Genomic DNA, 20,697 nt, shown 5'->3' with positions numbered 1-20,697 from the left:
TGTGAAAAAAACGATTCTTGCTTTCGCGGTGGCAACCGTAGGACTTGGCGGTTGCATGACTTACGACCCGTACACCGGTGAAGAAAAGACCTCCAGTGCCACCAAGGGTAGTATTATTGGTGCTCTGGGCGGTGCGGCTGTTGGCGCGGCGACCTCTAGCAAAAGCGACCGTGGTAAGGGCGCGCTGATCGGTGCAGCCAGTGGCGCGGCCATTGGCGGTGGTATCGGTTACTACATGGACAAGCAGGAAGCACAGCTGCGCCGGAAGCTGGAAGGTTCGGGTGTCCGCGTTGTCCGTAATGGTGACCAGATTGAACTGATCATGCCTGGCAACATCACCTTTGATCTCAACCAGTCGTCCATCAAGCCGTCGTTCAGCGGCACGCTGGAATCGGTTGGCCTGGTCCTGAAGGAATTCGACAAGACCATCATCCAGATTGAAGGTCATACCGACAGTTCCGGTTCCCAGAGCTATAACCAGCTGCTGAGTGAGCAGCGCGCAGGTTCCGTTCGCGATTTCCTGTTGAATCAGAACATTGCACCCAAGCGTACCCGCGCCGTGGGTTATGGTGAGCGCTACCCGCTGGCTTCCAATGACAGTGCCGCCGGGCGTGAGCAGAACCGCCGGGTTGAGCTGACGCTGGTGCCGATGCAGTAAATAGTCAGTGATCGGACAGTAGATGTTCGGTTAACCAAAAAAAGGCTTCGGTATTAAACCGAAGCCTTTTTTAATGCCTTTCGCTTAAACCTGAGGGCTCGGGGCATCAGTTCTTGCCGGGCAGCCAGTCGTCGATACGCTGCTTCAGGCTGTCCAGCTGGTCAGCACTGGACTCTTTTACTTCATTCAGTTTGCTCTTGGCGGTATCGATCTGAGCTTCAAGGGCTTGGATTTTCTCCGAGAATTCCCGCTGTACTTCCGCCTCGGATTGTTCATCTTTGGCTTTGGCCATCTTTTCTTCAGCTTGTGCCCTTAGACTCTCAACCTGTTTGCTCCAGTGATCGGTCTGGGTTTCCAGTTTGTGCTGCAGTGATTCCTTCAAAGACATAAATAACTCCTTTTCGATGAACGTTCAGACGCGCTCGGCGCCTGACTATTACATGGTGGGAGGTGTCCAATTCTCAAGGGCGACTTCATGAACAGCCGATTAAATTATTGAAATATGGAACTAATTTAAGGCGATTTCCGTGATTTTCGTAACCTGGGGTGCCAACGTGGATGCACAGTCGCGTGCAAAACGCGCACTGGTGACCCTAATGACAAGAATCAACGAGTAAGGAGTTTGCCCCGTGACTAAAACCTTATGGATTGCCGCTCCGTTCGCAATCACGCTTGCCGCCGCGCCACTTGCCCATGCTGGGCCATTGTCTGATCTGGCCGGACCGCTCCTCGGCCAAACTGAAGCACCGGGCGCTGCTGCGTCCGCTGGCGACGTGATTCCCGGGCGCTTCATCCTGACCCTGGACCCGGCTTTGCCGACACTACTCAATACCTCCAGCCTCGAAACCGCCGTACAGCAATTACTGACTGCAACCGGTGGCGGGGAGTTGCTGCACCTTTACGATACCGCCATGACCGGCGCCGCTGTTGCGTTGTCTGAAAGCCAGGCGGCATTGCTGACCTCAATGCCGGGCGTTCAAGCGGTTGAGCCGGACCGCGTGATTCTGGCGTCCGAAACCCAGCAGGGTGCCACCTGGGGACTGGATCGCGTAGACCAGGCCTTCCTGCCACTGAATGATCGCTACGCCTATCCCGCTAATGCGGGTGACGGCGTGACCGTGTACGTGATTGATACTGGTCTGAGAGACTCGCACACAGAATTTACCGGGCGCGTGAGCGAGGGCCGCAACTTCGCCGGTGCCGGTGGCCTGGGGCTGCCCCTGTTCGGTTTGTTGGGCGCTGAGGCCAGCGATCCGGAGGATACGTCTGACTGCAATGGCCACGGCACCCACGTGTCCAGTACCGCTGTGGGCACCGAGTACGGTATTGCCAAGAACGCTGCTGTCGCCCCAGTCCGGGTACTGAACTGTGCCGGCGCCGGCAGTAACTCTGACGTGATTGCTGGTGTGGACTGGGTTGCCGAAAACCATGAAGCCCCAGCCGTTGCCAACATGTCCCTGGGTGGTGGCAATTCGGATGCGCTGGACAACGCCGTGCGTGGCGCCATTGAAAGCGGCGTGACCTTCGTGGTCGCCGCCGGTAACGATGATGCGGACGCCTGCAGCGGTTCTCCGAACCGGGTCGCTGCGGCCGTCACGGTGGGCAGCACCACTGCCAATGACGAGCGCTCCTCGTTTTCCAACCACGGCAGCTGCCTGGACCTGTTCGCCCCGGGCTCTAACATTACGGCGGCCTGGTATCAGAGTGACAACCAGACGAACACCATCAGTGGCACCTCAATGGCGTCGCCCCATGTTGCCGGTAACGCCGCCTTGCTGCTGGCCGCGGATGGCCAGCTGACTCCGGCTGCCGTTCACGAGGCGCTGGTGCAGAAAACCACGTCCAACGTGCTGTCGGGCATCAAGGCCGGTTCTCCGAACCTGCTGTTGCGCGTTCAACAATAAACTGCAAGCCAAAAAAAACCGGGGCCTCGGCCCCGGTTTTTACTACCCGTTCATTGCTGCTTGCGTTAGAACAGTACGCGGCAGCGGATAGTGCCCTTCACCTGGAGTAGCTTCTCCAGCGCCAGCTCACCGTAGGCCTTGTCCACGTCGACGACCACGTAACCAATGTCTTCCTTGGTTTGCAGGTACTGGCCGCACACGTTGATGCCATTCTCGGAGAACACCTGGTTGATCTCGGACATTACGCCCGGCACGTTCTCGTGAATGTGCAGCAGACGGTGCTGGTTCGGGTGTGACGGCAGGGCTACTTCCGGGAAGTTTACTGAAGATACCGAGGTGCCGTTGTCGCTGTACATGGCCAGCTTCTCAGCCACTTCGCGGCCGATGTTTTCCTGTGCCTCAATGGTGGAGCCGCCCACGTGCGGAGTCAGGATCACGTTATCGAACTCGCGCAGCGGTGATACAAACTCTTCGGTGTTGGACTTGGGCTCAACCGGGAATACGTCGATGGCCGCACCCAGGAGCTTGCCGCTCTTCAGGGCATCGGCGCAGGCGTCGATGTCGACCACGGTGCCGCGGGACGCGTTCATCAGGATGGAGCCCGGCTTCATCTGCGCGAACTGCTCGGCCTTGAACATGTACTTGGTAGCCGGAGTTTCCGGAACGTGCAGACTCACCACATCGGAAATATTCAGCAGTTCCTGAAGGGTGCCGACTTGGGTGGCGTTACCAATCGACAGTTTGGAAACTACGTCGTAGAAATAGACGTCCATGCCCAGGCCCTCGGCCAGGACACTGAACTGGGTACCGATGTTGCCGTAGCCGATGATGCCCAGCTTCTTGCCGCGAATTTCATAGCTGTCTTTGGCGGATTTCAGCCATTCACCGCGGTGCGCCTTGGCGTTTTTCTCAGGTACGCCACGCAGCAGCAGAATCGCTTGGGCAAGAACCAGCTCGGCAACACTACGGGTGTTGGAGAACGGCGCGTTAAACACGGCGATGCCGCGGCGGGTAGCCGCCTGCAGGTTCACCTGGTTGGTACCGATACAGAAACATCCCACTGCTACCAGCTTATTGGCAGCGTCAAATACTTTCTCAGTCAGTTGGGTGCGCGAACGAATCCCAACGAAGTGCGCATCGGCAATCTTCTCAATCAGGTCTTCCTCGGCCAGCGAGTGAGTCAGATATTCGATGTTGGTGTAGCCTGCGGCATTCAGGGTATCAATCGCAGATTGATGCACGCCTTCCAGCAGCAGGATCCGGATTTTGCTCTTTTCGAGAGACGTATTTGACATGGGCTTGCTTCCGAACCTTTCGTCACGTGAAATGACCTGTGGCCAGTGATCGTCAGGGCTGGCTCACAGAACAGGGGCGGTATGATACCATAAACGCAGAATTTCACAGCGCGCCGGATTGCCTGAATAAAAGGCTTTGGTAACCGCAGGGTTACCGGTCCCCGGACCAACCTCGACGAGACTGACTTATCCATGAATTCCGAACAAATCATCGCCTCCCTGAAAGAGTTGATTGCCACCGGTGACCATGCCGGCAAGGTGCTGACCGATCCTGACGATCTTCAGGCTTATGGTAAGGATTGGACCAAGATCTACCCACCCAAGCCCACCGCCATTGTGCTGCCGAAAACCACCGAGCAGGTGCAGGCGCTGGTGCGGTTTGCCAATGAAAATCAGGTGGCGCTGGTGCCGTCGGGTGGTCGTACAGGTTTGAGCGCCGGCGCGGTGGCGGCCAATGGCGAAGTGGTTGTGGCATTCGACAACATGAACCAGGTCCTGGAATTCAACGCCAGCGATCGCACCGTGCACTGCCAGGCGGGCGTGGTCACCGAACAGCTGCAGAATCTGGCCGAAGAGAACGGTTTGTATTATCCGGTGGACTTCGCCTCGGCAGGTTCCAGTCAGCTCGGTGGCAACCTGTCCACCAACGCCGGTGGTATCAAGGTGATCCGCTACGGCATGAGCCGCGACTGGGTGGCGGGGCTGAAAGTGGTGACCGGTAAGGGCGATATCCTGGAACTGAACAAGGATCTGGAAAAGAACAATACCGGTTACGATCTGCGCCACCTGTTCATTGGTGCGGAAGGCACCCTGGGCTTCATTACCGAAGCCACCATGAAGCTGACCCGTCAGCCGGACAACCTGACCGTGCTGGTGCTGGGCCTCAACGACCTCACCAACACCATGGACGTGTTGCAGACCTTCCAGAAGCAGATCGATCTGACCGCTTATGAATTCTTCTCGCACCAGGCCATGCAGCATGTGCTGGCCCACGGCCAGGTGCAGGCGCCGTTCGAGACCGAGGCGCCGTACTACGCACTGCTGGAGTTCGAGGCCGTTTCCGACCAGGTAATGGACGATGCCATGGCCCTGTTCGAGCAATGCGTGGAGCAGGGCTGGGTGCTGGATGGCGTTATCAGCCAGAGCGAAACCCAGGCCCAGAACCTGTGGCAGCTGCGGGAGCGGATCTCCGAGTCCATCGCGCCGCGCACGCCCTATAAAAACGACATCTCCGTGGTGGTGTCCAAGGTGCCGGGCTTCCTGACCGAAATCGACGAGGTGGTGACCAAGCATTACCCGGATTTCGAAATCATCTGGTTTGGCCACATTGGCGACGGCAATCTACACCTGAACATCCTGAAACCCGAGGACATGGCCAATGAGGACTTTTTCGAGAAGTGCCAGCAGGTCAACAAGTGGGTGTTTGAGATTGTTGAGCGTTATGAGGGCAGTGTTTCCGCCGAACACGGCGTGGGCATGACCAAGAAGCCGTATTTGCATTACACCCGCAGCGAGGCCGAAATTGCCTACATGAAGGCGATCAAGCAGGTCTTTGACCCTAATGGCGTTATCAACCCTGGCAAGATCTTCGACTGATGCGCGATCACGTCGTGGTCCTGACCGGCGCAGGCATCAGCGCCGAAAGTGGTCTCTCCACCTTCCGGGATAACGGGGGCTTGTGGGAGGAGCACAGTGTCTACGATGTGGCGACACCGGAGGCATTTGCCCGTAACCAGGAGCTGGTGCTGCGGTTCTACAACGACCGCCGCCGGCAGTTGGAATCTGCCCAGCCCAACCAGGCCCACCGGTTGCTGGCGGAACTGGAGTCACGCTACCGGGTAACCATCGTCACCCAGAACGTTGATGACCTGCACGAGCGCGGTGGCTCGAGCAATGTTATTCACCTCCACGGCGAACTCACCAAAGCCCGCAGCTCCCAGCACCCGGAACTGGTTTACGACATCGGCTATCGCGACATCCAGCCGGGCGAAATCTGCGAGCGCGGTGCCCAGCTGCGGCCTCACATTGTCTGGTTCGGTGAAGAAGTGCCGATGCTGGATGCTGCGGCCGAAATGGTTCGTACCGCCGATCATCTGCTGATTGTCGGCACTTCGCTTCAGGTTTATCCGGCCGCCGGCCTGGTCTATGAAGTGGAGCCGGGAGTTCCCGTCACTGTTGTGGACCCGGCCGAGCCTCCGTCCGTGTCCCGGGCCCGCTTTATCCAGAAGGGTGCCTGTGAAGGTGTTGCCGAGTGGGTTGCCAATCTCGACTGAACCCGTTTTCGGTCGAGCTGTCCCATCAGCAGTGCCTGTACTAATCTCAGGCAAAGGCTGAATGCGAGGGGCGCATCATGTGGTCTTCAACACGTTCGATTCTGTGGTTTTTACTTCCTCTTATCCTGATCCTGAGTTCAGTTCCGGCAATGGCGCACCATGGCTGGGGCTGGGCTACGGATCAGGAGTTTGAAATCACCGGCATTATTGTCGCTAAACGCCTGGGTAACCCCCACGGTGAGGTAACGCTGAGTGTCGATGGCAAGGAGTGGCTGATTGAAGTGGGGCAGCCGTGGCGCAATCAGCGTGCGGGACTCACCGACGAGCTGCTGTCCGAGGGGCGCGAAATCACCGTTCATGGCCACAAGTCCGCCAAAGCGGACGAACGCCTGGTCAAGGCGGAGCGCATCGTCATTGATGGCAAAGATTACAATCTATACCCAGATCGTTCGTCCTGAGACTGCTGATTGTCCATGGCAGAGGAAGTGGCAGAGTTTGCGGTTATCCTGGAGCAGAGTGCGCTGGCGCAAGCCCTTGCCGGGTCGGTTTGGTGGTACCCGCTGATCAATGCCGGGCACATTCTTGGTATTGCGTTGTTGGTGGGCGGCATTATTCCCCTGGATCTGAAGTTGCTGGGGCTCTGGTCGAGCCTGCCGCTGCAGCCATTCTGGCGGGTACTGAGGATGACGGCGGCCGTCGGCCTGGCATTGGCAGTGACCACCGGCAGCCTGATGTTCATCACCCGGGCCACCGAGTATCTGGAGTCGATCTGGTTTCGTGCCAAGCTGCTGGTGCTGCTGCTTGGACTGGTGAATATCTTGGTGATTATGGCCCGGTACGCCCCGGGTGCGGTCGAAGGGCCTGTCAGTCCGGCGCTGCGGGCCGGTGCGCTGGTGTCCCTCGCGGTGTGGCTGCTGGTGCTTGTGCTGGGGCGCTTCGTTGGCTATTTCTGATTGTGGCTCAGTCGAGCGTAGTTTCCAGGTACTTTTCCAGCTCGGAGCGGAACGCTGCCTGCACGCCCAGCCGCTTCAGCATCCAGTAATGCCCGGCAATCATCCGGTCAATGAAGATGCTCTCCACTGGCGGTTTGAAATACTCCAGGTATTTGAACACCGTGCTGGTCTTGGCGGCCACGCGCTGGTGCAGGTCCGCTTCCGCGAAGTCGTAGGGTTCTTCCTGCTCGAACGGAACAATGAGAATGTCCCGCCACATGGCGTAATAGGCTTCGTCCACCGCTGGCTGGCTTTCCACCCGGGCGCCCAAGGCAATCAGGTGGCGGTCCAGGGCCTGATAGTCTTCCTGCAAAGCGGCGACTAGGGCCTGACGGTAGGATTTGATGATTTCGGGTTTTAGCTTCTTAACGCAGCCGAAATCGTACAGGATGATCGAGCCGTCCGGCCGGTAGGCAAAGTTGCCGGCGTGGGGGTCACCGTGGATGCACTGGAAGCGAAACAACTGGTCGGCCATGGTGGTAAAGATGCGGTGGCCAATCAGGTTGATGGTGTCCTGATCGTAGCGCGCGGGTGTCACTTCACTAACGTGATCTCCCTCCACCAGTTCCAGTGTCAGAACCCGGCGGCTGGAATGACTGTCGATCACATCGGGGATAATGATCCAGTCGTCTTTCTCATGGAATTTCCGGAACAGCCGCAGATTGTCCGCTTCGTTGACGTAATCCAGCTCTTCCTTCAGCCGCTCACGAATCTCTCCGAATAGCTGGTCGACTGCTTCCTTGGGCATTTTCAGCAGGCCGCCCAGTTTCAATGCCAGGCGCAATTGCTTCAGGTCGGAATCGCAGGAATCGTCCACGCCGGGGTACTGCACTTTAACGATAACGTCGGTGCCGTCGTGCAGGCGGGCGCGATGGACCTGTCCGATGGACGCCGCAGCGTAGGGCTTCTCCTGAAGGTATTCGAACAACTCGGCAATGGACTTGCCCAGTTCGGTTTCGATCTGCTCGACGATCACCGGGAACGGCATCGGCGGCGCTTCTTTCTGCAGGGTTTGCAGGGCGTCGGAAAATTCCTTGGGCAGGAAATCCTGGGTCTGTGAGGCGATCTGGCCCACTTTCATGACCGCGCCCTTGAGCTCACCCAGCGTGTCGGCTATATGCCCGGCCATGCGGGTATAGCTTTCGCTTTGCGCGCCGTCGTCGTTCTCGCTCCGGAATATGCGGCGCGCCCGCTGACCGGCGTATTGCCCAGCCACGGAAGCCGTCATGCCTGCGAGTTTCAGAAATCGACCACTACGGGAAGTTACCGGTTTTTTTGCCATGCAGGTTGTACGTCCTCAACCGGAGATAAGTTTGCTCACGCCAAACGTTAAACCACTTTGGTTTCGACGAACAGCAGGTCTTCCAGTTCGAGAGACAGGGTTTGGCCGATTTGCAGCGGGCCGACGCCCTTGGGGGTTCCGGTCAGTACGATGTCACCCGGTAGCAGGCTGAACTGGCTGCTGATGTGGGCAATCAGAGGCACGATGGGGTTGAGCATTTCGCGGCTGTCGCCGGTCTGGCGCCGCTCGCCGTCGATATCCAGGGTGAACTGGATATGGTCTTTATGCAGCTTGTCGGCAGCGACGAACGGAGAGAGCGGGCACGCTCCGTCAAAGGATTTGGCCCGTTCCCAGGGGTGGCCTTTCTCTTTCAGTTTGCTCTGGATATCTCGCAGCGTCAGATCCAGGGCCATGCCGTAGCCAAGGATGGCCGTTTCCGCTTCGCTGGCGGAGGCGTTGGTCAGTGGCCGGCCAATCAGAACGGCCAGCTCGGCCTCGTAATGAACCTCGCCACGATCGTGGGGCACGGCCAACGGCCGGGTGATGTGTACCGCTGCTGTCGAGGGTTTGATAAACAGCAACGGCTCATCCGGAACTGGGTTGTTCAGTTCCCGGGCGTGTTCAGCGTAGTTGCGGCCGATGCAGACAATCTTGCCCAGAGGCAAGTGCACGGGTGTGCCATCTTTCCAGTGATGTTGGTAGTCCTGCATAACCGCCTCCCGTGCGCTGTCAGTTTATTCTCCGTCGAATGAGCAGACAGTATAAACCTGAAGCCCATCTTCCTGCAGCTTTCGGGAGCCGCCGAGGTCGGGCAGGTCTATCATCGCCGCCACTTCCACGATCTCCGCGCCAATCCGGCGAATCAGGCGGGTGGCGGCCAGCATGGTACCGCCGGTGGCGATCAGGTCGTCAACGAGGACCACCTTGTCACCGGGTTTGAAGGCGTCTTTATGCAGCTCAACGGAGGCGTTGCCGTATTCAAGCTCGTAGTCTTCGACCAGGGTGTCGAACGGCAGCTTGCCCTTCTTCCGCACCAGGACCAGGGAGGCGTTCAGCTCGTAGGCCAGGGCCGAACCAATGATAAAGCCGCGGGCATCGACAGCAGCCACGGCATCGATTTCATGGCCGTGATAGCGGTGGACAAAGGCATCAATCAGCTTACGAAACGCGGTCTTGTCCTGCAGGACCGTGGTGATGTCGCGAAACGCTACGCCGGGCTTGGGCCAGTCCGGCACAGTGCGAATCGCCTTTTTGATGCTTTCAGAGAAGTAATCCATGACAGATCCGGTGATGACTCAGGATGCGGCTTACGCCGCATCCAGGAAAATGAATTTCAGGACGAATACCACGGCAATGGTAATGACGCTGGCGTTCAGGTCAGACCAGCGGCCACTCAGGGCTTTCACGATGGCATAGGTGATGAAACCCATGGCGATGCCATTTGCGATGGAGAAGGTCAGCGGCATCATCAGTGCCGTCACGACAGCCGGTGCGGCATCGGTGATGTCGTCCCAGTCCACGAGCTTCAGACCGCTGGTCATGAGCACGGCTACGTACATCAATGCCGGTGCTGTGGCGTAAGCCGGGATAATGCTGGCAATCGGTGACAACAGCAGGCAGGCCAGGAACAGGGCAGCGACGACCACGGCAGTCAGGCCGGTGCGGCCACCGGCGGAGATCCCGGCCGTGGATTCAATGTAGCTGGTGGTGGTGGAGGTGCCCATGGCGGCGCCGGACATGGTGGCGACCGAATCGGACATCAGGGCGCGGCCCAGGCGTGGCAATTTGCCGTTTTTGTCCAGCAGACCACCGCGCTGAGCGGCACCGATCAGTGTGCCCGAGGTGTCGAACAGGTCAACAAACAGGAACGCGAAGACAATGCTGATCATGCCAACGTTCAGGGCACCGGCGATGTCCAGCTGCATGAATGTCGGTGCCAGGCTCGGCGGGGCGGACACAAACCCGTTGTACTCAACCATACCGAGCATCATGGAAATACCGGTGATGGCAATGATGCCGATCATAACGGCACCGGTAACACGCCGGAACGACAACGCACAGATCAGGACAAAGCCACCGAAGAACAGCAGGCTTTCAGCAACCTTGATGTCACCCATGCCGACCAGTGTGGCTGGGTTATCCACCACGATGCCGGCGTTTTTCAGGGCGATTAGCGCCAGGAAGAAGCCGATACCGGCAGAAATACCGAAACGCAGGGACATCGGAATGCTGTTGATGATCCACTCGCGCACCTTCAGGATGCTGAGCAGGAAGAAGATGACACCTGAGAGGAAAACCGCACCAAGCGCGACCTGCCAGCTGTAACCCATGCTGCCGACCACGGTGAATGAGAAAAAGGCGTTCAGGCCCATGCCGGGAGCCAGGGCGATGGGGTAGTTGGCCCAAAGGCCCATGATCAGGGTTCCGATGGTGGCCGCCAGGCAGGTGGCGACAAACACAGCACCAAAATCCATGCCGGTCGACGACAGGATGCTGGGGTTGACCACAATGATGTAGGCCATGGTCAGGAAAGTGGTTACGCCCGCAACCAGTTCTTTACGAACAGTGGTGCCGTGGGCCTGGAGTTGGAACAGTCGTTCAAGCATGACGGGAGTCTGCCTCTCAGGATGCCAAAAGTTAGGAGTTGGGAATCGGTTTCGAATGGGAAACGCAGATTGCGCGAAAAAACGGCAATCTTACCGGCTGAAGGCTCTCAGGCCAAGGGATGATTGACAGTGTGCTAAAGATGAGCCGACGAATTAGTGCTGGGTTGAATCCCGTTGCAGGCGAATATCGAAGCGCACAGCCGCCATTCGGACGATGACGATAAAAAACAGACCTATCGTCAGTGCCAGGGCTTCATTTTCCAGCAACCACTGACACAGGAAGTAGACCCAGCAGCCTGCGAAGGATATCGACGCGTAGATCTGGTCCTTGCGGAAAATGGACGGCACTTCGTTGCACAGGGTGTCACGCAATGCGCCGCCAAAGGTGCCGGTCATCACGCCAAGCAGCGAAGCGATGAACCAGGAATGCCCGAGGTCCAGGGCCAGCTGCGCACCGAGAATGGAAAACACGCCCAGCCCAACAGCATCCGGCAGCACGATCTTCGAGGTCGGAAGCCGTCCGGCGCGCTGCCAGTAGCTGAACACGATGGCCAGCACCAGGATCAACATAGGCAGTTCCTGGTGCTGAATCCAGTACACCGGGTGGTTGTCCAGAATGAGATCTCGCAGGGTGCCGCCGCCCATCGCCGTGATAAAGCCGATGGTAAAGACGCCTACCGGGTCCATATTTTTGGCGCGCGCCACCAGCATGCCGGAGATGGCAAAGGCGACGATTCCGGTCATTTCGAGCAGGTAGACGATATCGAACATGGTTGGTCCTGATGGCGAAATACAGGTGGTAGAGGCACACGCAAAGGTCGCGAAAGAATAGCGAAGAATACCTCTCGATCCATCTTTGCGGCTAGCCTGATTCCGGTTTCAGTGATCCGTGATGACCAATGTGCGCGTAACGTTCACCGAATTGTCTTAATTTCCTTTTTGGAGTAGTGAAAATGTCACTCATGCGCCTGGCCTATGCAAGCGAAGCTACCTTCGAGGCTCAACCCGTTGATAAAGGTGTGGAGCCTCACGTTGCGCGGATTTTGATGACTTCGCGACTTCACAATGGCCAGAGTGAGCTGGTGGGTGGTCTCTACTACGGTAATGGCCAATTCTTCCAATACCTGGAGGGTGAGGAGGGCGAAGTTTTAAAAACCTATCGTCGTATTCAGAACGATAGGAGGCATAGGAACATCATTACATTGATAGAGGAACCTCTGGAGGGGCGGACTTTTTCCAGTTGGTCCATGAAATATGTACCGCTTTCCAAGGACGTACACCAGTTCTTGGAAAACCACGGTTTGGAAAACTTCAATCCGGCGTCCTTCAGTGCGCGCCAATGCGAAGAAATGATTGAACTGATTCGCAACTCCAGACATGACCAGAAATTGAGTCATCAGGAAGACGCTTCCAATGGGGGCAAGGCCGAAATCCCCAAAGCCTTCTCGTCAAGTTTGCGAGCAGGCTTGATCATTGCGGCCCTGGGATTGCTGGGGGCGCTGATTTACGCCGGGTCTTTGTTATAGGCTTCATCAGTTTGATTTATAAAATCGGATAAGAGCTCTTCATTTGCTTCATGGAGTGACACTGGTTAGCTTGAAGGGTAGTTGCAACCAGGCAGGTCCCAAGCTTGGTGTATGCCTAACAACAATGCCACTACAGGAGATTCCATGAAAGCCATCCTCTGCAAGGAATACGGCCCAGCCGACACACTCGTTATCGAAGAGGTTACAAGCCCGGACGTGAAGGGGCGCGGAGTGAAGGTGCGGGTCAAAGCCGCCGGTCTGAACTTCCCGGATACCCTGATCATCGAGAACAAGTACCAGCTGAAGCCGAACCTGCCGTTTTCCCCAGGTGGTGAAATGGCCGGTGAAGTGATTGAGGTGGGCGAGAAGGTGACACGCTTCAAACCAGGCGACCGCGTTGCCGGTTTGACCGGTTACGGTGCTTTTGCTGAGGAAGTCGTTGTGCCGGAACAGAATCTTCTGCCAGTGCCCGATGGCATGTCCGATGAAAAAGCCGCAGCCTTCACCATGGTGTACGGCACCTCATACTACGCCCTGAAGCAGCGCGCTAACCTGCAACCCGGCGAGAGCCTGCTGGTGCTGGGCGCCAGCGGCGGCGTTGGTCTTGCCACGGTGGAGCTGGGCAAAGCCATGGGCGCCCGAGTCATCGCGGCGGCAAGCTCCGCGGAGAAACTGGCCATTGCCAAGGAAGCTGGTGCTGATGAGCTGATCAACTACAGCGAAGAGCCCCTGAAGGAGGCGGTGAAGAACCTGACCAAGGGCAAGGGCGTAGATGTCATCTACGATCCGGTCGGCGGTGATTTCACCGAGCAGGCCCTGCGCGCCATGGGCTGGAACGGCCGCCACCTGATCATCGGCTTCGCCGCCGGTGACATTCCCAAGGTCCCGGCCAACCTGACACTGCTGAAAGGCTGCTCCGTGGTTGGTGTTTTCTGGGGCAGCTTCACCCAGCGCGAGCCCGAGGCCAGTGCCCAGAACATGATGGAGCTGATGAAGCTCTACTCCGAGGGAAAGATCGACCCAAAGATCAGCGAAGTGTTCGAATTTGAGGATTACGCCAAGGCGCTGGGCGCTCTGACTGAGCGTCGTGCTACTGGGAAGGTGGTGCTTAAGGTCGGCTCTTAATATTCTGGATCTGCCCCCGCTCCTAGCCTGGATGGCTTGGGGTGGGGCAGAGAGGGCCAATCCTCCCAAAAACCGCTACGAGCACGTCCATGTGCGCTTGTCTCCGGCCATCCTTGGCCTACGACATTTTTGGGAGGATTGGCCCTCTCTGCCTTTCGAACTTCACGGTTATTCCAATCCTGAAAGGCTAGAGCCCGAGACAAGTCCCCAAACTAATCGTCAGAAGCTAACCTTCCCGGCATCAATGTCAGCAACCAGCTCAGACGTCAGCTGCTTATAACCCTCTGTTCTGGGTAACCAGGCAAACACCTCATCGTTATCCCGTTCCAGTGAATAGCCAGCTTTCTGAATATCCACTTTGCGGTATTTGAAGGTACCCGTTTTCTCAATAGCGCGGGTGACCCGCACAAAGACCGGAATCGCGTACGGAGGCAGGTTGGCTTTGAGGTAGGCGAACAGTTTATTGACGTCGAACTCGCTGCCGTTTGAGTGAGGCACCAGCGTGACCATGCCGGCCTTGCCGTTGGTGTTCGGGATCTCTACGCCGTAAACGATCGCTTCTTCGACCATGCCAGAGCCGTCGATGATGTTCTCCACCTCGTTGGTGGAGACGTTCTCGCCTTTCCAGCGGTAGGTGTCGCCCATGCGATCCACGAATTGTAGGTGTCGGCATCCGATTTCTTTCAGTACATCTCCGGTGTTGAACCAGGCGTCGCCTTTCTTGAAGGCATCCCGAAGGATGGATTTCTCGGTTGCCTCTTTCTGGGTGTAGCCCTCGAATGACCACTTCTTTGTGATCTCACCGATCAACAACCCCGCCTCGCCTTTGCCAACTTCCTGCATGAAGCCTTTCTTGTCGCGGACCGGGTCCCGGGTGCCGTCGTGGAACTTCACCAGCTTGTACGGGGCGGTGGAGAAGCCGACGGTGTTGTCCATGTTGAAGAAGTTGCTGAAGCCGATGTTGCCCTCGCTGGAGGCGTAAAGTTCGGCCACGGTGTCGATACCAAAGCGCTCTTTGAACTCCCGCCAGATAGAAGGCCGCAGGCCGTTGCCGATCATCTTGGTCAGACTGTGGTTCCGGTCCTGTTCGCTGGCTGGATGGTTCAACAGGTAGCGGCAGAGTTCGCCAACATAGCCGAAGGTGGTGGCTCGGTATCGGCGGACGTCGTCCCAGAAGGCGCTGGCGGAGAATTTGCGGCGTATCGCAATCGCGGAACCACCGGCAAGCACCGAGCCCCAGCACACCAGCAGGGCCGTGCCGTGATACAGCGGCAGGGTGCAATACAGGACGTCTTCCGGTTCCATGGCCAGAGACATCATGCCGAAGCCGCCGTAGGCTTTGACGAACTTGCGGTGTGAGCCGGGGGCGGCCTTAGGCAGGCCGGTGGTGCCGGAGGTGAACAGATAGATGGCGGTGTCGCCCATGCGTGGCGGGTCGAGCAGCGCCGGGTTGCTGCTGTTAAAAGTACTGACTCGCTCGGCCATGTTGGTGAAGCCGTCTGGAGCTTCGCCAAAGGCGTTCAGGGTGTTGATGTCGGCCATGAACAGGAACGGGTCGGGATGGCCGGTTTTCAGGCCACCTTTCACTCCCTCGAACGAGGCAAGCAGCTCCTCACCGACAACTACCATCTTGGGCTCGATCAGATTGATGCTGTGTTCCAGCACCTTGCCTTTCTGAGAGGTGTTAAGCATGGCGCAGGCCACGCCCAGCTTGGCCGCGCCCGCGACAACGGCCAGCAGCTCTGGGCGGTTCTCCAGGAACACGGCAATGGCGTCGCCCTTGGTCAGGCCCTGGTTCTGGAGAAAATGAGCAATGCGGTTGGCCCAGCCATTAAACTCGCTCCAGCTGATCGCCCGGTCATCATACAACACCGCCGGCCGATCGCCGTGTCGCTCGGCATTGCGTTCGATCAGGGTGCCGAGGGTTAGCTCCCGGTTCTGGTCCTTTACCGCGTAGTAGTAATAGCCCCGGGCGATAGAGGGGAACTTTCGGACGATGCCGGGCAGGCTTCGTACGATGTCCCGGGCTCTGACTTGATCATTGCTCATGCTGTTTTCCTAGTCCAGGAACAGGTCCGGTAGCAGGGGCTTGTCGCCCGCGGCGTATCGGTAGTGTTCGAAATCAGTCACGCCATCCTGGCGCAGCAGGTCTTCGTCGATCAGGTTCTGGCCTGAAAGCTCATCTGCAGACCGGTTCAGAATGCTCACTGTGGCATCGGCCATGATATCCGGCTTGCGGCCCTGAGCCATCATGGCCGGCCCGCCCACTTCAAACTCGATGGCGGCGGTGGCAATCAGGGTCTTGGGCCAGAGTGTGTTCACGGCAATGCCGTAGCGCCGGAATTCTTCGGCCATGCCGATGCTCAGCATGGTCATGGCGTATTTGGTGGTGGTGTAGGGGCCGTACTGGGCGAACCACTTGTTGTTCAGGTTTAGCGGTGGCGACAGGCTCAGAATGTGGCCGCGGTCGGATTTCTTCAGGTAGGGCAGTGCGGCCTGGCTACAGGTGAACACCGCCCGGGCGTTGACCTGGTGCATCAGGTCGTAGCGACTGGCTTTGAGGTTCTCCACGCCGGTCAGCCGAATGGCGCCGGCGTTGTTAACCAGGGCGTCTATGCCGCCAAAGTGGTCGGCAGCTTCGTCCATGCGCTGTTTGACCAGTTGATCATCGCGCACGTCCAGCACCAGGGGCAGTGCCTGACCACCGGCCGCCCGCACTTCCTCGGCAACCGTGTGGATGGTGCCCGGCAATTTGGGGTGCGGGGTGTCCGATTTGGCGGCGATCACCACGTTGGCACCCTGGCGGGCGCAGGCTAGGGCAATGGCCCGGCCGATGCCGCGGCTGCCGCCAGTGATAAAGACGGTACGTCCTTTCAGTGTGTTCATGACTCGGCCTCCTGTTGGGCTGTTTCTTCAGTCGTTATCTCGACCAGTAGCTGATTGCGTTTAACCTGGTCGCCCGCACCTGCCAGCACTTGGCTGACGACACCGTCACGGTCGGCCTTGACCGGATGTTCCATTTTCATGGCCTCGAGAATAACCAGTGTATCCCCCTGACTGACTCTTTGCCCGGACCTGGCCAGCACTTCGATGATGGCGCCGTCCATGGATGCCTGCACCCGGCCACTGCCGGCTCCCAGGCTGCCTGCGGGAGGCTGGTGGGTCACATCACGCACCGACCATGTCTGGCCGAAGGCCTGGAAATATAGGGAATCGCCGTCGCGGTGATATTGGCACCTTTGACGGACGCCGTTGTCGATCGTGCACAGGGAGTCGCTTTCGAGTGCTTCGATGACCAGTTCGTACTGGTTGTCGCCAATGGCGACGTTCAGCCGGTTACCCGCCCGGGACACCAGCAGCTCCTGGTTTTTACCATCCAGTTCAAGGGTGATGGGGGTGCGGGTCGCCGGTGCATTGCTCCAGGCGCTTTGGCCCGTTTGGCTATGGTCGAGTATGCCGGCGGCCAGGGCCAGTTCCCGCAGTGACGGTTCTTGGGGCTGAAGTGACGGATCGTCCCGGAATGCTTGCTGCAAGAAGGCGGTGGTGGCTTCACCGGCGCCAAAGGTGTCGTCGGCAAGGATGCGGCTAAGGAAGTAACGGTTGGTGGTGACGCCAAATATGACCGTGTCTTCCAGGGCCCGGATCAGGCGCCGGCGGGCATCGTCCCGGGTCTGGCCCCAGGCGATGACTTTGGCCAGCATCGGATCATAGTGAGGCGTGACCGTATCGCCGGAACGGACCCCGGTGTCGAAGCGAATGCCTTCGCCCTCGGCCGGTTGGAATTTCAGCAGGGGGCCGGTCTGGGGTGTAAAACCGTTGGCTGGGTCTTCGGCGTACAGTCGGACTTCGATGGCGTGGCCGTTCAGCTCGATCTCGTGCTGGGCCAGTGGCAGCGGGCGGCCTTCGGCCACAGCCAGTTGCCAGGCCACCAGGTCCTGGCCGGTGATCAGTTCGGTGACCGGGTGTTCCACCTGCAGGCGGGTGTTCATTTCCAGGAAGTAGAAATTACGGTCTTTGTCCACCAGAAACTCGACGGTGCCTGCGCCCTCGTAACCACAAGCCAGCGCTGCCTTGACGGCGGCTTCGCCCATGGCTGAACGAAGTTCGGGTGTCACAAATGGGGAAGGGGCCTCTTCGACCACTTTCTGGTGTCGGCGTTGTACCGAGCAGTCCCGCTCGCCCAGGTACACGGCGTTGCCATGACTGTCGGCGAACACCTGGATTTCAACATGCCGGGGTTCGAGTACGGCTTTTTCGAGTATCAGTTCGTCGTCGCCGAAGGCCTGCTTGGCTTCGGAGCGGGCCCGTTTGATGTTATCGGCCAGTTCCGGTTCGGCATTCACCAGCCGCATGCCGCGGCCACCGCCGCCGGCAGAGGCTTTGATCATGAGTGGGTAGCCGATGTCGGCGGCCGCAGCGATCAGTTCTTCGTCGGTGGCGTTGTTGCCCTCGTAGCCGGGCACTACCGGTACGCCGGCGTCTTGCATGGCCAGTTTGGAGCGGCGCTTGCTGCCCATCAATTCGATAGCATCCGACGGTGGGCCGACGAATACCAATCCGGCGGCTTTGCAGGCGTTGGCAAAACTAGAGTTCTCAGACAGGAAGCCGTAGCCGGGGTGAATGCAGTCGGCACCGGTCTTGTGGGCGGCTTCGAGAATGGCTTCGGCATTGAGGTAGGAGGCCGTTACCTGTGCGGGGCCAATGCAGACTGCCTCGTCGGCTTCGTGCACGTGCAGGGCGTTGGCGTCTGCCTCGGAATAGACGGCCACGGTGCGGTAGCCCAGATCCCTGGCGGTGCGGATGACGCGGACGGCGATTTCACCTCGGTTGGCGATCAGCAGTTTGGTCAGCATGTTGTTGTTCTCTTCCTTGGGTGCAGGTCCGCGGGCGGGCAGAAAGGTCGGGCCAGAAAACCGCTACGAGCACATCCATGTGCGCTTGTTTCCGGCCATCCTTGGCCTTCAACATTTTCTGGCCCGACCTTCCTGCCCACCCGCTCCGCGATCATTCGGATTCCGTGGCCCATTTAGGTGGTCTTTTCTGCATGAATGCGACAGTGCCCTCGGCACCCTCACTACCCCGGATAGCCTTGGCAAATTTCTCGGCGGCGTCGTCGAGCAGGCCGCTCATATTTTCGTGGCCAACCCGGTGCAGGAGGGCTTTGGTCTCAGTCGTCGCTCCTGGCGCGCACAATTGGACTCGGTCCAGGGTATGGCTGAGCATTTCCTCCAGTTGCTCATCTGAATTGGCTGCCTGATGAACGATGCCCAGGGTGCAGGCTTCTTCCGCATTAATCCGTAAACCAAGCAGTGCCAGGCGCCGGGCCTGGGTGAGGCCGATGCGTTCCACCACAAACGGGGCTATCTGGGCCGGGATTATTCCGAGTGAGGTTTCCGGCATGCCGAAGGTGGCAGTAGGGCCGGCGATGGCTACATCGGAGACGCAGGCGAGTCCGAATCCGCCGCCCATGACAGCGCCTTCGGTGACCGCAATAACCACCTTGGAGGATTCGTTGACCTGCTGGATCATCTGGCCAAAGGCCCGGTTCAGCCGGTAAAACGGATCGGCCTCGCCCTCAGCCGCGGGCTGGTTGCGGGCGCCGGCCATGTCTGTAATGTCGCCACCGGCGCAGAAATGGCCACCGGTGCCGCGAATAACTGCGGCGCGGATGCTCGAGTCTGATTCGATCTGGGAAAACACCGCGGACAGCTCGGCCACCATTTGCAGGCTCATGGCGTTGCGAACATCCGGACGATTGATGGTGACCACCAGGGTCGGGCCCTGTTTTTCCAGCAGCAGTGTTTCGCAATGAGGTAAAGATTCCATCCCAACCAACTCCACTAAGGTTGCTTAATTGCGTTGTTTGCCCGGTAGTGTGCCCATCATTTTGCAGATGATGCCCAGCATGATTTCGTCGGCGCCGCCGCCAATGGAGACCAGGCGAACGTCCCGGAAGGCCCGCGACAGCGGGTTGTCCCACATGTAGCCCATGCCGCCCCAGTACTGCAGGCAGCTGTCGGTAACCTCGCGGCCCAGTCGGCCGGCTTTTAGCTTGGCCATGGAGGCCAGCTTGGTGACGTCCTTGCCTTCGATGTGCAGTTCGCAGGCCTGGTAGGTGAGGGCGCGCAGGGCTTCGATTTCGGTCTGCAGCTCAGCCAGTCGGAAGTGAATCACCTGGTTGTCGAGCAGTGACTGGCCGAAGGTTTTGCGTTCCCGGCAGTAGTCGATGGTTTTGTCGACGCAGTTTTCCAGGGACTTGATGACGTTAGCCGCGCCCCACATGCGTTCTTCCTGGAACTGCAGCATCTGCATCATGAAGCCGGTGCCTTCGGCGCCGATGCGGTAGCGTCGGGGCACGCGCACATCGTCGAAGAAGATCTGGGCGGTTTCCGAGGAGCGCATGCCCAGTTTGTTCAGGTGCGGGCTAAAGGAAATGCCCGGGCTGTTCATTGGCACCACGATCAGGGATTTGTTCTTGTGGGGCTTGTCGTCGCTGGTGTTGGCCAGCAGGCAAATGAAGTCGGCTTTCGGGCTGTTGGTGATCCACATCTTCGAGCCGTTGATGATGTAGTCGTCGCCGTCTGCCCGGGCAACCGTTTTGGTGTTGGCAACATCGGAGCCTGCGCCCACTTCGCTGACGCCGATACAGCCGACCATGTCACCGGTGATGGCGGGAGCAAGGAAGGTGCGTTTGAGTTCATCGGAGCCAAACCGGGCGATGGCCGGGGTGCACATGTCGGTTTGTACACCGACAGCCAGGGGCACACCACCGCAATGGGCCATGCCCAGTTCTTCAGCGGCCACCAGGTTGTAGCTGTAGTCGAGACCCATGCCGCCGTATTCTTCCGGCTTCTGGATGCCCAGAATGCCGAGCTTGCCCAGTTTCTTGAACACGTCGTGAATCGGGAACTCGCCGGCTTCTTCCCACTCGTCGCAGTGCGGATTGATCTCTTTCTCGACGAAGTCCCGAACTGTTTTTCGCAGCGCTTCGTGCTCTTCGGTGAATTTCATTTTGTTGTTCTCCTTGTCTGAAATC

20 protein-coding genes are annotated in these 20,697 nt (G+C 58.5%); 8 read left to right on the top strand and 12 right to left on the bottom strand.

Annotated elements, in window-relative coordinates:
- Position 1: 1 nt before the first annotated feature.
- A complete protein-coding gene (locus QUE89_RS12635; protein WP_286220426.1) occupies positions 2–658 on the top strand; it encodes a YiaD family glycine zipper/OmpA-like lipoprotein in 657 nt (218 codons plus the stop codon).
- 106 nt (positions 659–764) lie between these two features.
- Here QUE89_RS12635 and QUE89_RS12630 read toward each other — a convergent pair whose 3' ends face one another.
- Positions 765–1,046 (bottom strand): hypothetical protein, encoded by a 282-nt coding sequence (locus QUE89_RS12630; RefSeq protein ID WP_138439212.1) that lies wholly within the window; start codon positions 1,044–1,046, stop codon positions 765–767.
- Positions 1,047–1,287: 241 nt separating this feature from the next.
- Between QUE89_RS12630 and QUE89_RS12625 the strand changes: the two genes are divergently transcribed.
- Positions 1,288–2,562 (top strand): S8 family peptidase, encoded by a 1,275-nt coding sequence (locus QUE89_RS12625; protein ID WP_286220425.1) that lies wholly within the window; start codon positions 1,288–1,290, stop codon positions 2,560–2,562.
- Between the two features lie 65 nt (positions 2,563–2,627).
- On the opposite strand, the gene serA is transcribed toward QUE89_RS12625, so the two are convergent.
- Positions 2,628–3,857: a phosphoglycerate dehydrogenase gene (gene serA / locus QUE89_RS12620; protein ID WP_286220424.1), complete on the bottom strand. Its 1,230-nt coding sequence runs from the start codon at positions 3,855–3,857 to the stop codon at positions 2,628–2,630.
- A 192-nt stretch (positions 3,858–4,049) separates the two neighbouring features.
- On the opposite strand from serA, the gene QUE89_RS12615 reads away from it, so the two are divergent.
- The 4 genes from QUE89_RS12615 (at position 4,050) to QUE89_RS12600 (ending at position 7,083) form a co-directional block, all read left to right on the top strand.
- Positions 4,050–5,453: an FAD-binding oxidoreductase gene (locus QUE89_RS12615; protein ID WP_286220423.1), complete on the top strand. Its 1,404-nt coding sequence runs from the start codon at positions 4,050–4,052 to the stop codon at positions 5,451–5,453.
- Positions 5,453–6,130, top strand: a complete 678-nt coding sequence (locus QUE89_RS12610) for an SIR2 family NAD-dependent protein deacylase (protein WP_286220422.1) — start codon at positions 5,453–5,455, stop codon at positions 6,128–6,130. The genes QUE89_RS12615 and QUE89_RS12610 overlap by 1 nt, the downstream gene beginning before the upstream one ends.
- Before the next feature lie 77 nt (positions 6,131–6,207).
- Positions 6,208–6,588 (top strand): DUF6152 family protein, encoded by a 381-nt coding sequence (locus QUE89_RS12605; RefSeq protein WP_286220421.1) that lies wholly within the window; start codon positions 6,208–6,210, stop codon positions 6,586–6,588.
- A gap of 15 nt (positions 6,589–6,603) precedes the next feature.
- Positions 6,604–7,083 (top strand): hypothetical protein, encoded by a 480-nt coding sequence (locus QUE89_RS12600; RefSeq protein ID WP_286220420.1) that lies wholly within the window; start codon positions 6,604–6,606, stop codon positions 7,081–7,083.
- Positions 7,084–7,090: 7 nt separating this feature from the next.
- Here QUE89_RS12600 and QUE89_RS12595 read toward each other — a convergent pair whose 3' ends face one another.
- The 5 genes from QUE89_RS12595 to QUE89_RS12575 all read right to left on the bottom strand — a co-directional run bounded on the left by QUE89_RS12595 (position 7,091) and on the right by QUE89_RS12575 (position 11,781).
- Positions 7,091–8,404, bottom strand: coding sequence for an ABC1 kinase family protein (locus tag QUE89_RS12595; RefSeq protein WP_286220419.1), 1,314 nt, complete (start codon positions 8,402–8,404; stop codon positions 7,091–7,093).
- Positions 8,405–8,451: 47 nt separating this feature from the next.
- Positions 8,452–9,114 (bottom strand): fumarylacetoacetate hydrolase family protein, encoded by a 663-nt coding sequence (locus QUE89_RS12590; RefSeq protein ID WP_286220418.1) that lies wholly within the window; start codon positions 9,112–9,114, stop codon positions 8,452–8,454.
- Between the two features lie 24 nt (positions 9,115–9,138).
- Positions 9,139–9,681 (bottom strand): adenine phosphoribosyltransferase, encoded by a 543-nt coding sequence (locus tag QUE89_RS12585; protein WP_286220417.1) that lies wholly within the window; start codon positions 9,679–9,681, stop codon positions 9,139–9,141.
- A gap of 30 nt (positions 9,682–9,711) precedes the next feature.
- Entirely contained in the window at positions 9,712–11,010 is a 1,299-nt protein-coding gene (locus tag QUE89_RS12580) for an NCS2 family permease (protein ID WP_286220416.1), read from the bottom strand.
- A gap of 153 nt (positions 11,011–11,163) precedes the next feature.
- Positions 11,164–11,781: a trimeric intracellular cation channel family protein gene (locus QUE89_RS12575; protein WP_286220415.1), complete on the bottom strand. Its 618-nt coding sequence runs from the start codon at positions 11,779–11,781 to the stop codon at positions 11,164–11,166.
- A gap of 182 nt (positions 11,782–11,963) precedes the next feature.
- On the opposite strand from QUE89_RS12575, the gene QUE89_RS12570 reads away from it, so the two are divergent.
- Positions 11,964–12,536, top strand: coding sequence for a BLUF domain-containing protein (locus QUE89_RS12570; RefSeq protein ID WP_286220414.1), 573 nt, complete (start codon positions 11,964–11,966; stop codon positions 12,534–12,536).
- Positions 12,537–12,680: 144 nt separating this feature from the next.
- Positions 12,681–13,661: an NADPH:quinone oxidoreductase family protein gene (locus QUE89_RS12565; protein ID WP_286220413.1), complete on the top strand. Its 981-nt coding sequence runs from the start codon at positions 12,681–12,683 to the stop codon at positions 13,659–13,661.
- Between the two features lie 219 nt (positions 13,662–13,880).
- Here QUE89_RS12565 and QUE89_RS12560 read toward each other — a convergent pair whose 3' ends face one another.
- The 5 genes from QUE89_RS12560 to QUE89_RS12540 all read right to left on the bottom strand — a co-directional run bounded on the left by QUE89_RS12560 (position 13,881) and on the right by QUE89_RS12540 (position 20,672).
- The gene (locus QUE89_RS12560; protein ID WP_286220412.1) at positions 13,881–15,710 is read right to left on the bottom strand and encodes a long-chain-acyl-CoA synthetase; all 1,830 of its coding nucleotides are present in this window, start codon (positions 15,708–15,710) and stop codon (positions 13,881–13,883) included.
- Between the two features lie 9 nt (positions 15,711–15,719).
- On the bottom strand, positions 15,720–16,547 hold the full coding sequence (locus QUE89_RS12555; protein ID WP_286220411.1) for an SDR family oxidoreductase: 828 nt from the start codon (positions 16,545–16,547) through the stop codon (positions 15,720–15,722).
- On the bottom strand, positions 16,544–18,514 hold the full coding sequence (locus tag QUE89_RS12550) for an acetyl-CoA carboxylase biotin carboxylase subunit (protein ID WP_286220410.1): 1,971 nt from the start codon (positions 18,512–18,514) through the stop codon (positions 16,544–16,546). Before QUE89_RS12550 ends, QUE89_RS12555 begins: the two co-directional genes overlap by 4 nt.
- A gap of 151 nt (positions 18,515–18,665) precedes the next feature.
- Positions 18,666–19,487, bottom strand: coding sequence for an enoyl-CoA hydratase/isomerase family protein (locus QUE89_RS12545; protein ID WP_286220409.1), 822 nt, complete (start codon positions 19,485–19,487; stop codon positions 18,666–18,668).
- A gap of 24 nt (positions 19,488–19,511) precedes the next feature.
- Complete coding sequence (locus tag QUE89_RS12540; protein ID WP_286220408.1) at positions 19,512–20,672, bottom strand: acyl-CoA dehydrogenase family protein; 1,161 nt, start codon at positions 20,670–20,672, stop codon at positions 19,512–19,514.
- Positions 20,673–20,697: the final 25 nt, after the last annotated feature.

Origin of the sequence: Marinobacter sp. LA51 (genome assembly GCF_030297175.1) — a bacterium.
Classification (GTDB): domain Bacteria; phylum Pseudomonadota; class Gammaproteobacteria; order Pseudomonadales; family Oleiphilaceae; genus Marinobacter; species Marinobacter apostichopi.
The sequence above is the reverse complement of the archived record's forward strand: the minus strand, read 5'-3'. Positions and strand labels throughout refer to the sequence as shown.

Excerpts from the sequence above, each read along its gene's own strand:
- QUE89_RS12630 (WP_138439212.1), bottom strand. The coding sequence starts at position 1,046 with ATGTCTTTGAAGGAATCACTGCAGCACAAACTGGAAACCCAGACCGAT.
- serA (WP_286220424.1), bottom strand. The coding sequence starts at position 3,857 with ATGTCAAATACGTCTCTCGAAAAGAGCAAAATCCGGATCCTGCTGCTG.
- QUE89_RS12615 (WP_286220423.1), top strand. The coding sequence starts at position 4,050 with ATGAATTCCGAACAAATCATCGCCTCCCTGAAAGAGTTGATTGCCACC.
- QUE89_RS12610 (WP_286220422.1), top strand. The coding sequence starts at position 5,453 with ATGCGCGATCACGTCGTGGTCCTGACCGGCGCAGGCATCAGCGCCGAA.
- QUE89_RS12605 (WP_286220421.1), top strand. The coding sequence starts at position 6,208 with ATGTGGTCTTCAACACGTTCGATTCTGTGGTTTTTACTTCCTCTTATC.
- QUE89_RS12600 (WP_286220420.1), top strand. The coding sequence starts at position 6,604 with ATGGCAGAGGAAGTGGCAGAGTTTGCGGTTATCCTGGAGCAGAGTGCG.
- QUE89_RS12595 (WP_286220419.1), bottom strand. The coding sequence starts at position 8,404 with ATGGCAAAAAAACCGGTAACTTCCCGTAGTGGTCGATTTCTGAAACTC.
- QUE89_RS12590 (WP_286220418.1), bottom strand. The coding sequence starts at position 9,114 with ATGCAGGACTACCAACATCACTGGAAAGATGGCACACCCGTGCACTTG.
- QUE89_RS12585 (WP_286220417.1), bottom strand. The coding sequence starts at position 9,681 with ATGGATTACTTCTCTGAAAGCATCAAAAAGGCGATTCGCACTGTGCCG.
- QUE89_RS12580 (WP_286220416.1), bottom strand. The coding sequence starts at position 11,010 with ATGCTTGAACGACTGTTCCAACTCCAGGCCCACGGCACCACTGTTCGT.
- QUE89_RS12575 (WP_286220415.1), bottom strand. The coding sequence starts at position 11,781 with ATGTTCGATATCGTCTACCTGCTCGAAATGACCGGAATCGTCGCCTTT.
- QUE89_RS12570 (WP_286220414.1), top strand. The coding sequence starts at position 11,964 with ATGTCACTCATGCGCCTGGCCTATGCAAGCGAAGCTACCTTCGAGGCT.
- QUE89_RS12565 (WP_286220413.1), top strand. The coding sequence starts at position 12,681 with ATGAAAGCCATCCTCTGCAAGGAATACGGCCCAGCCGACACACTCGTT.
- QUE89_RS12560 (WP_286220412.1), bottom strand. The coding sequence starts at position 15,710 with ATGAGCAATGATCAAGTCAGAGCCCGGGACATCGTACGAAGCCTGCCC.
- QUE89_RS12555 (WP_286220411.1), bottom strand. The coding sequence starts at position 16,547 with ATGAACACACTGAAAGGACGTACCGTCTTTATCACTGGCGGCAGCCGC.
- QUE89_RS12550 (WP_286220410.1), bottom strand. The coding sequence starts at position 18,514 with ATGCTGACCAAACTGCTGATCGCCAACCGAGGTGAAATCGCCGTCCGC.
- QUE89_RS12545 (WP_286220409.1), bottom strand. The coding sequence starts at position 19,487 with ATGGAATCTTTACCTCATTGCGAAACACTGCTGCTGGAAAAACAGGGC.
- QUE89_RS12540 (WP_286220408.1), bottom strand. The coding sequence starts at position 20,672 with ATGAAATTCACCGAAGAGCACGAAGCGCTGCGAAAAACAGTTCGGGAC.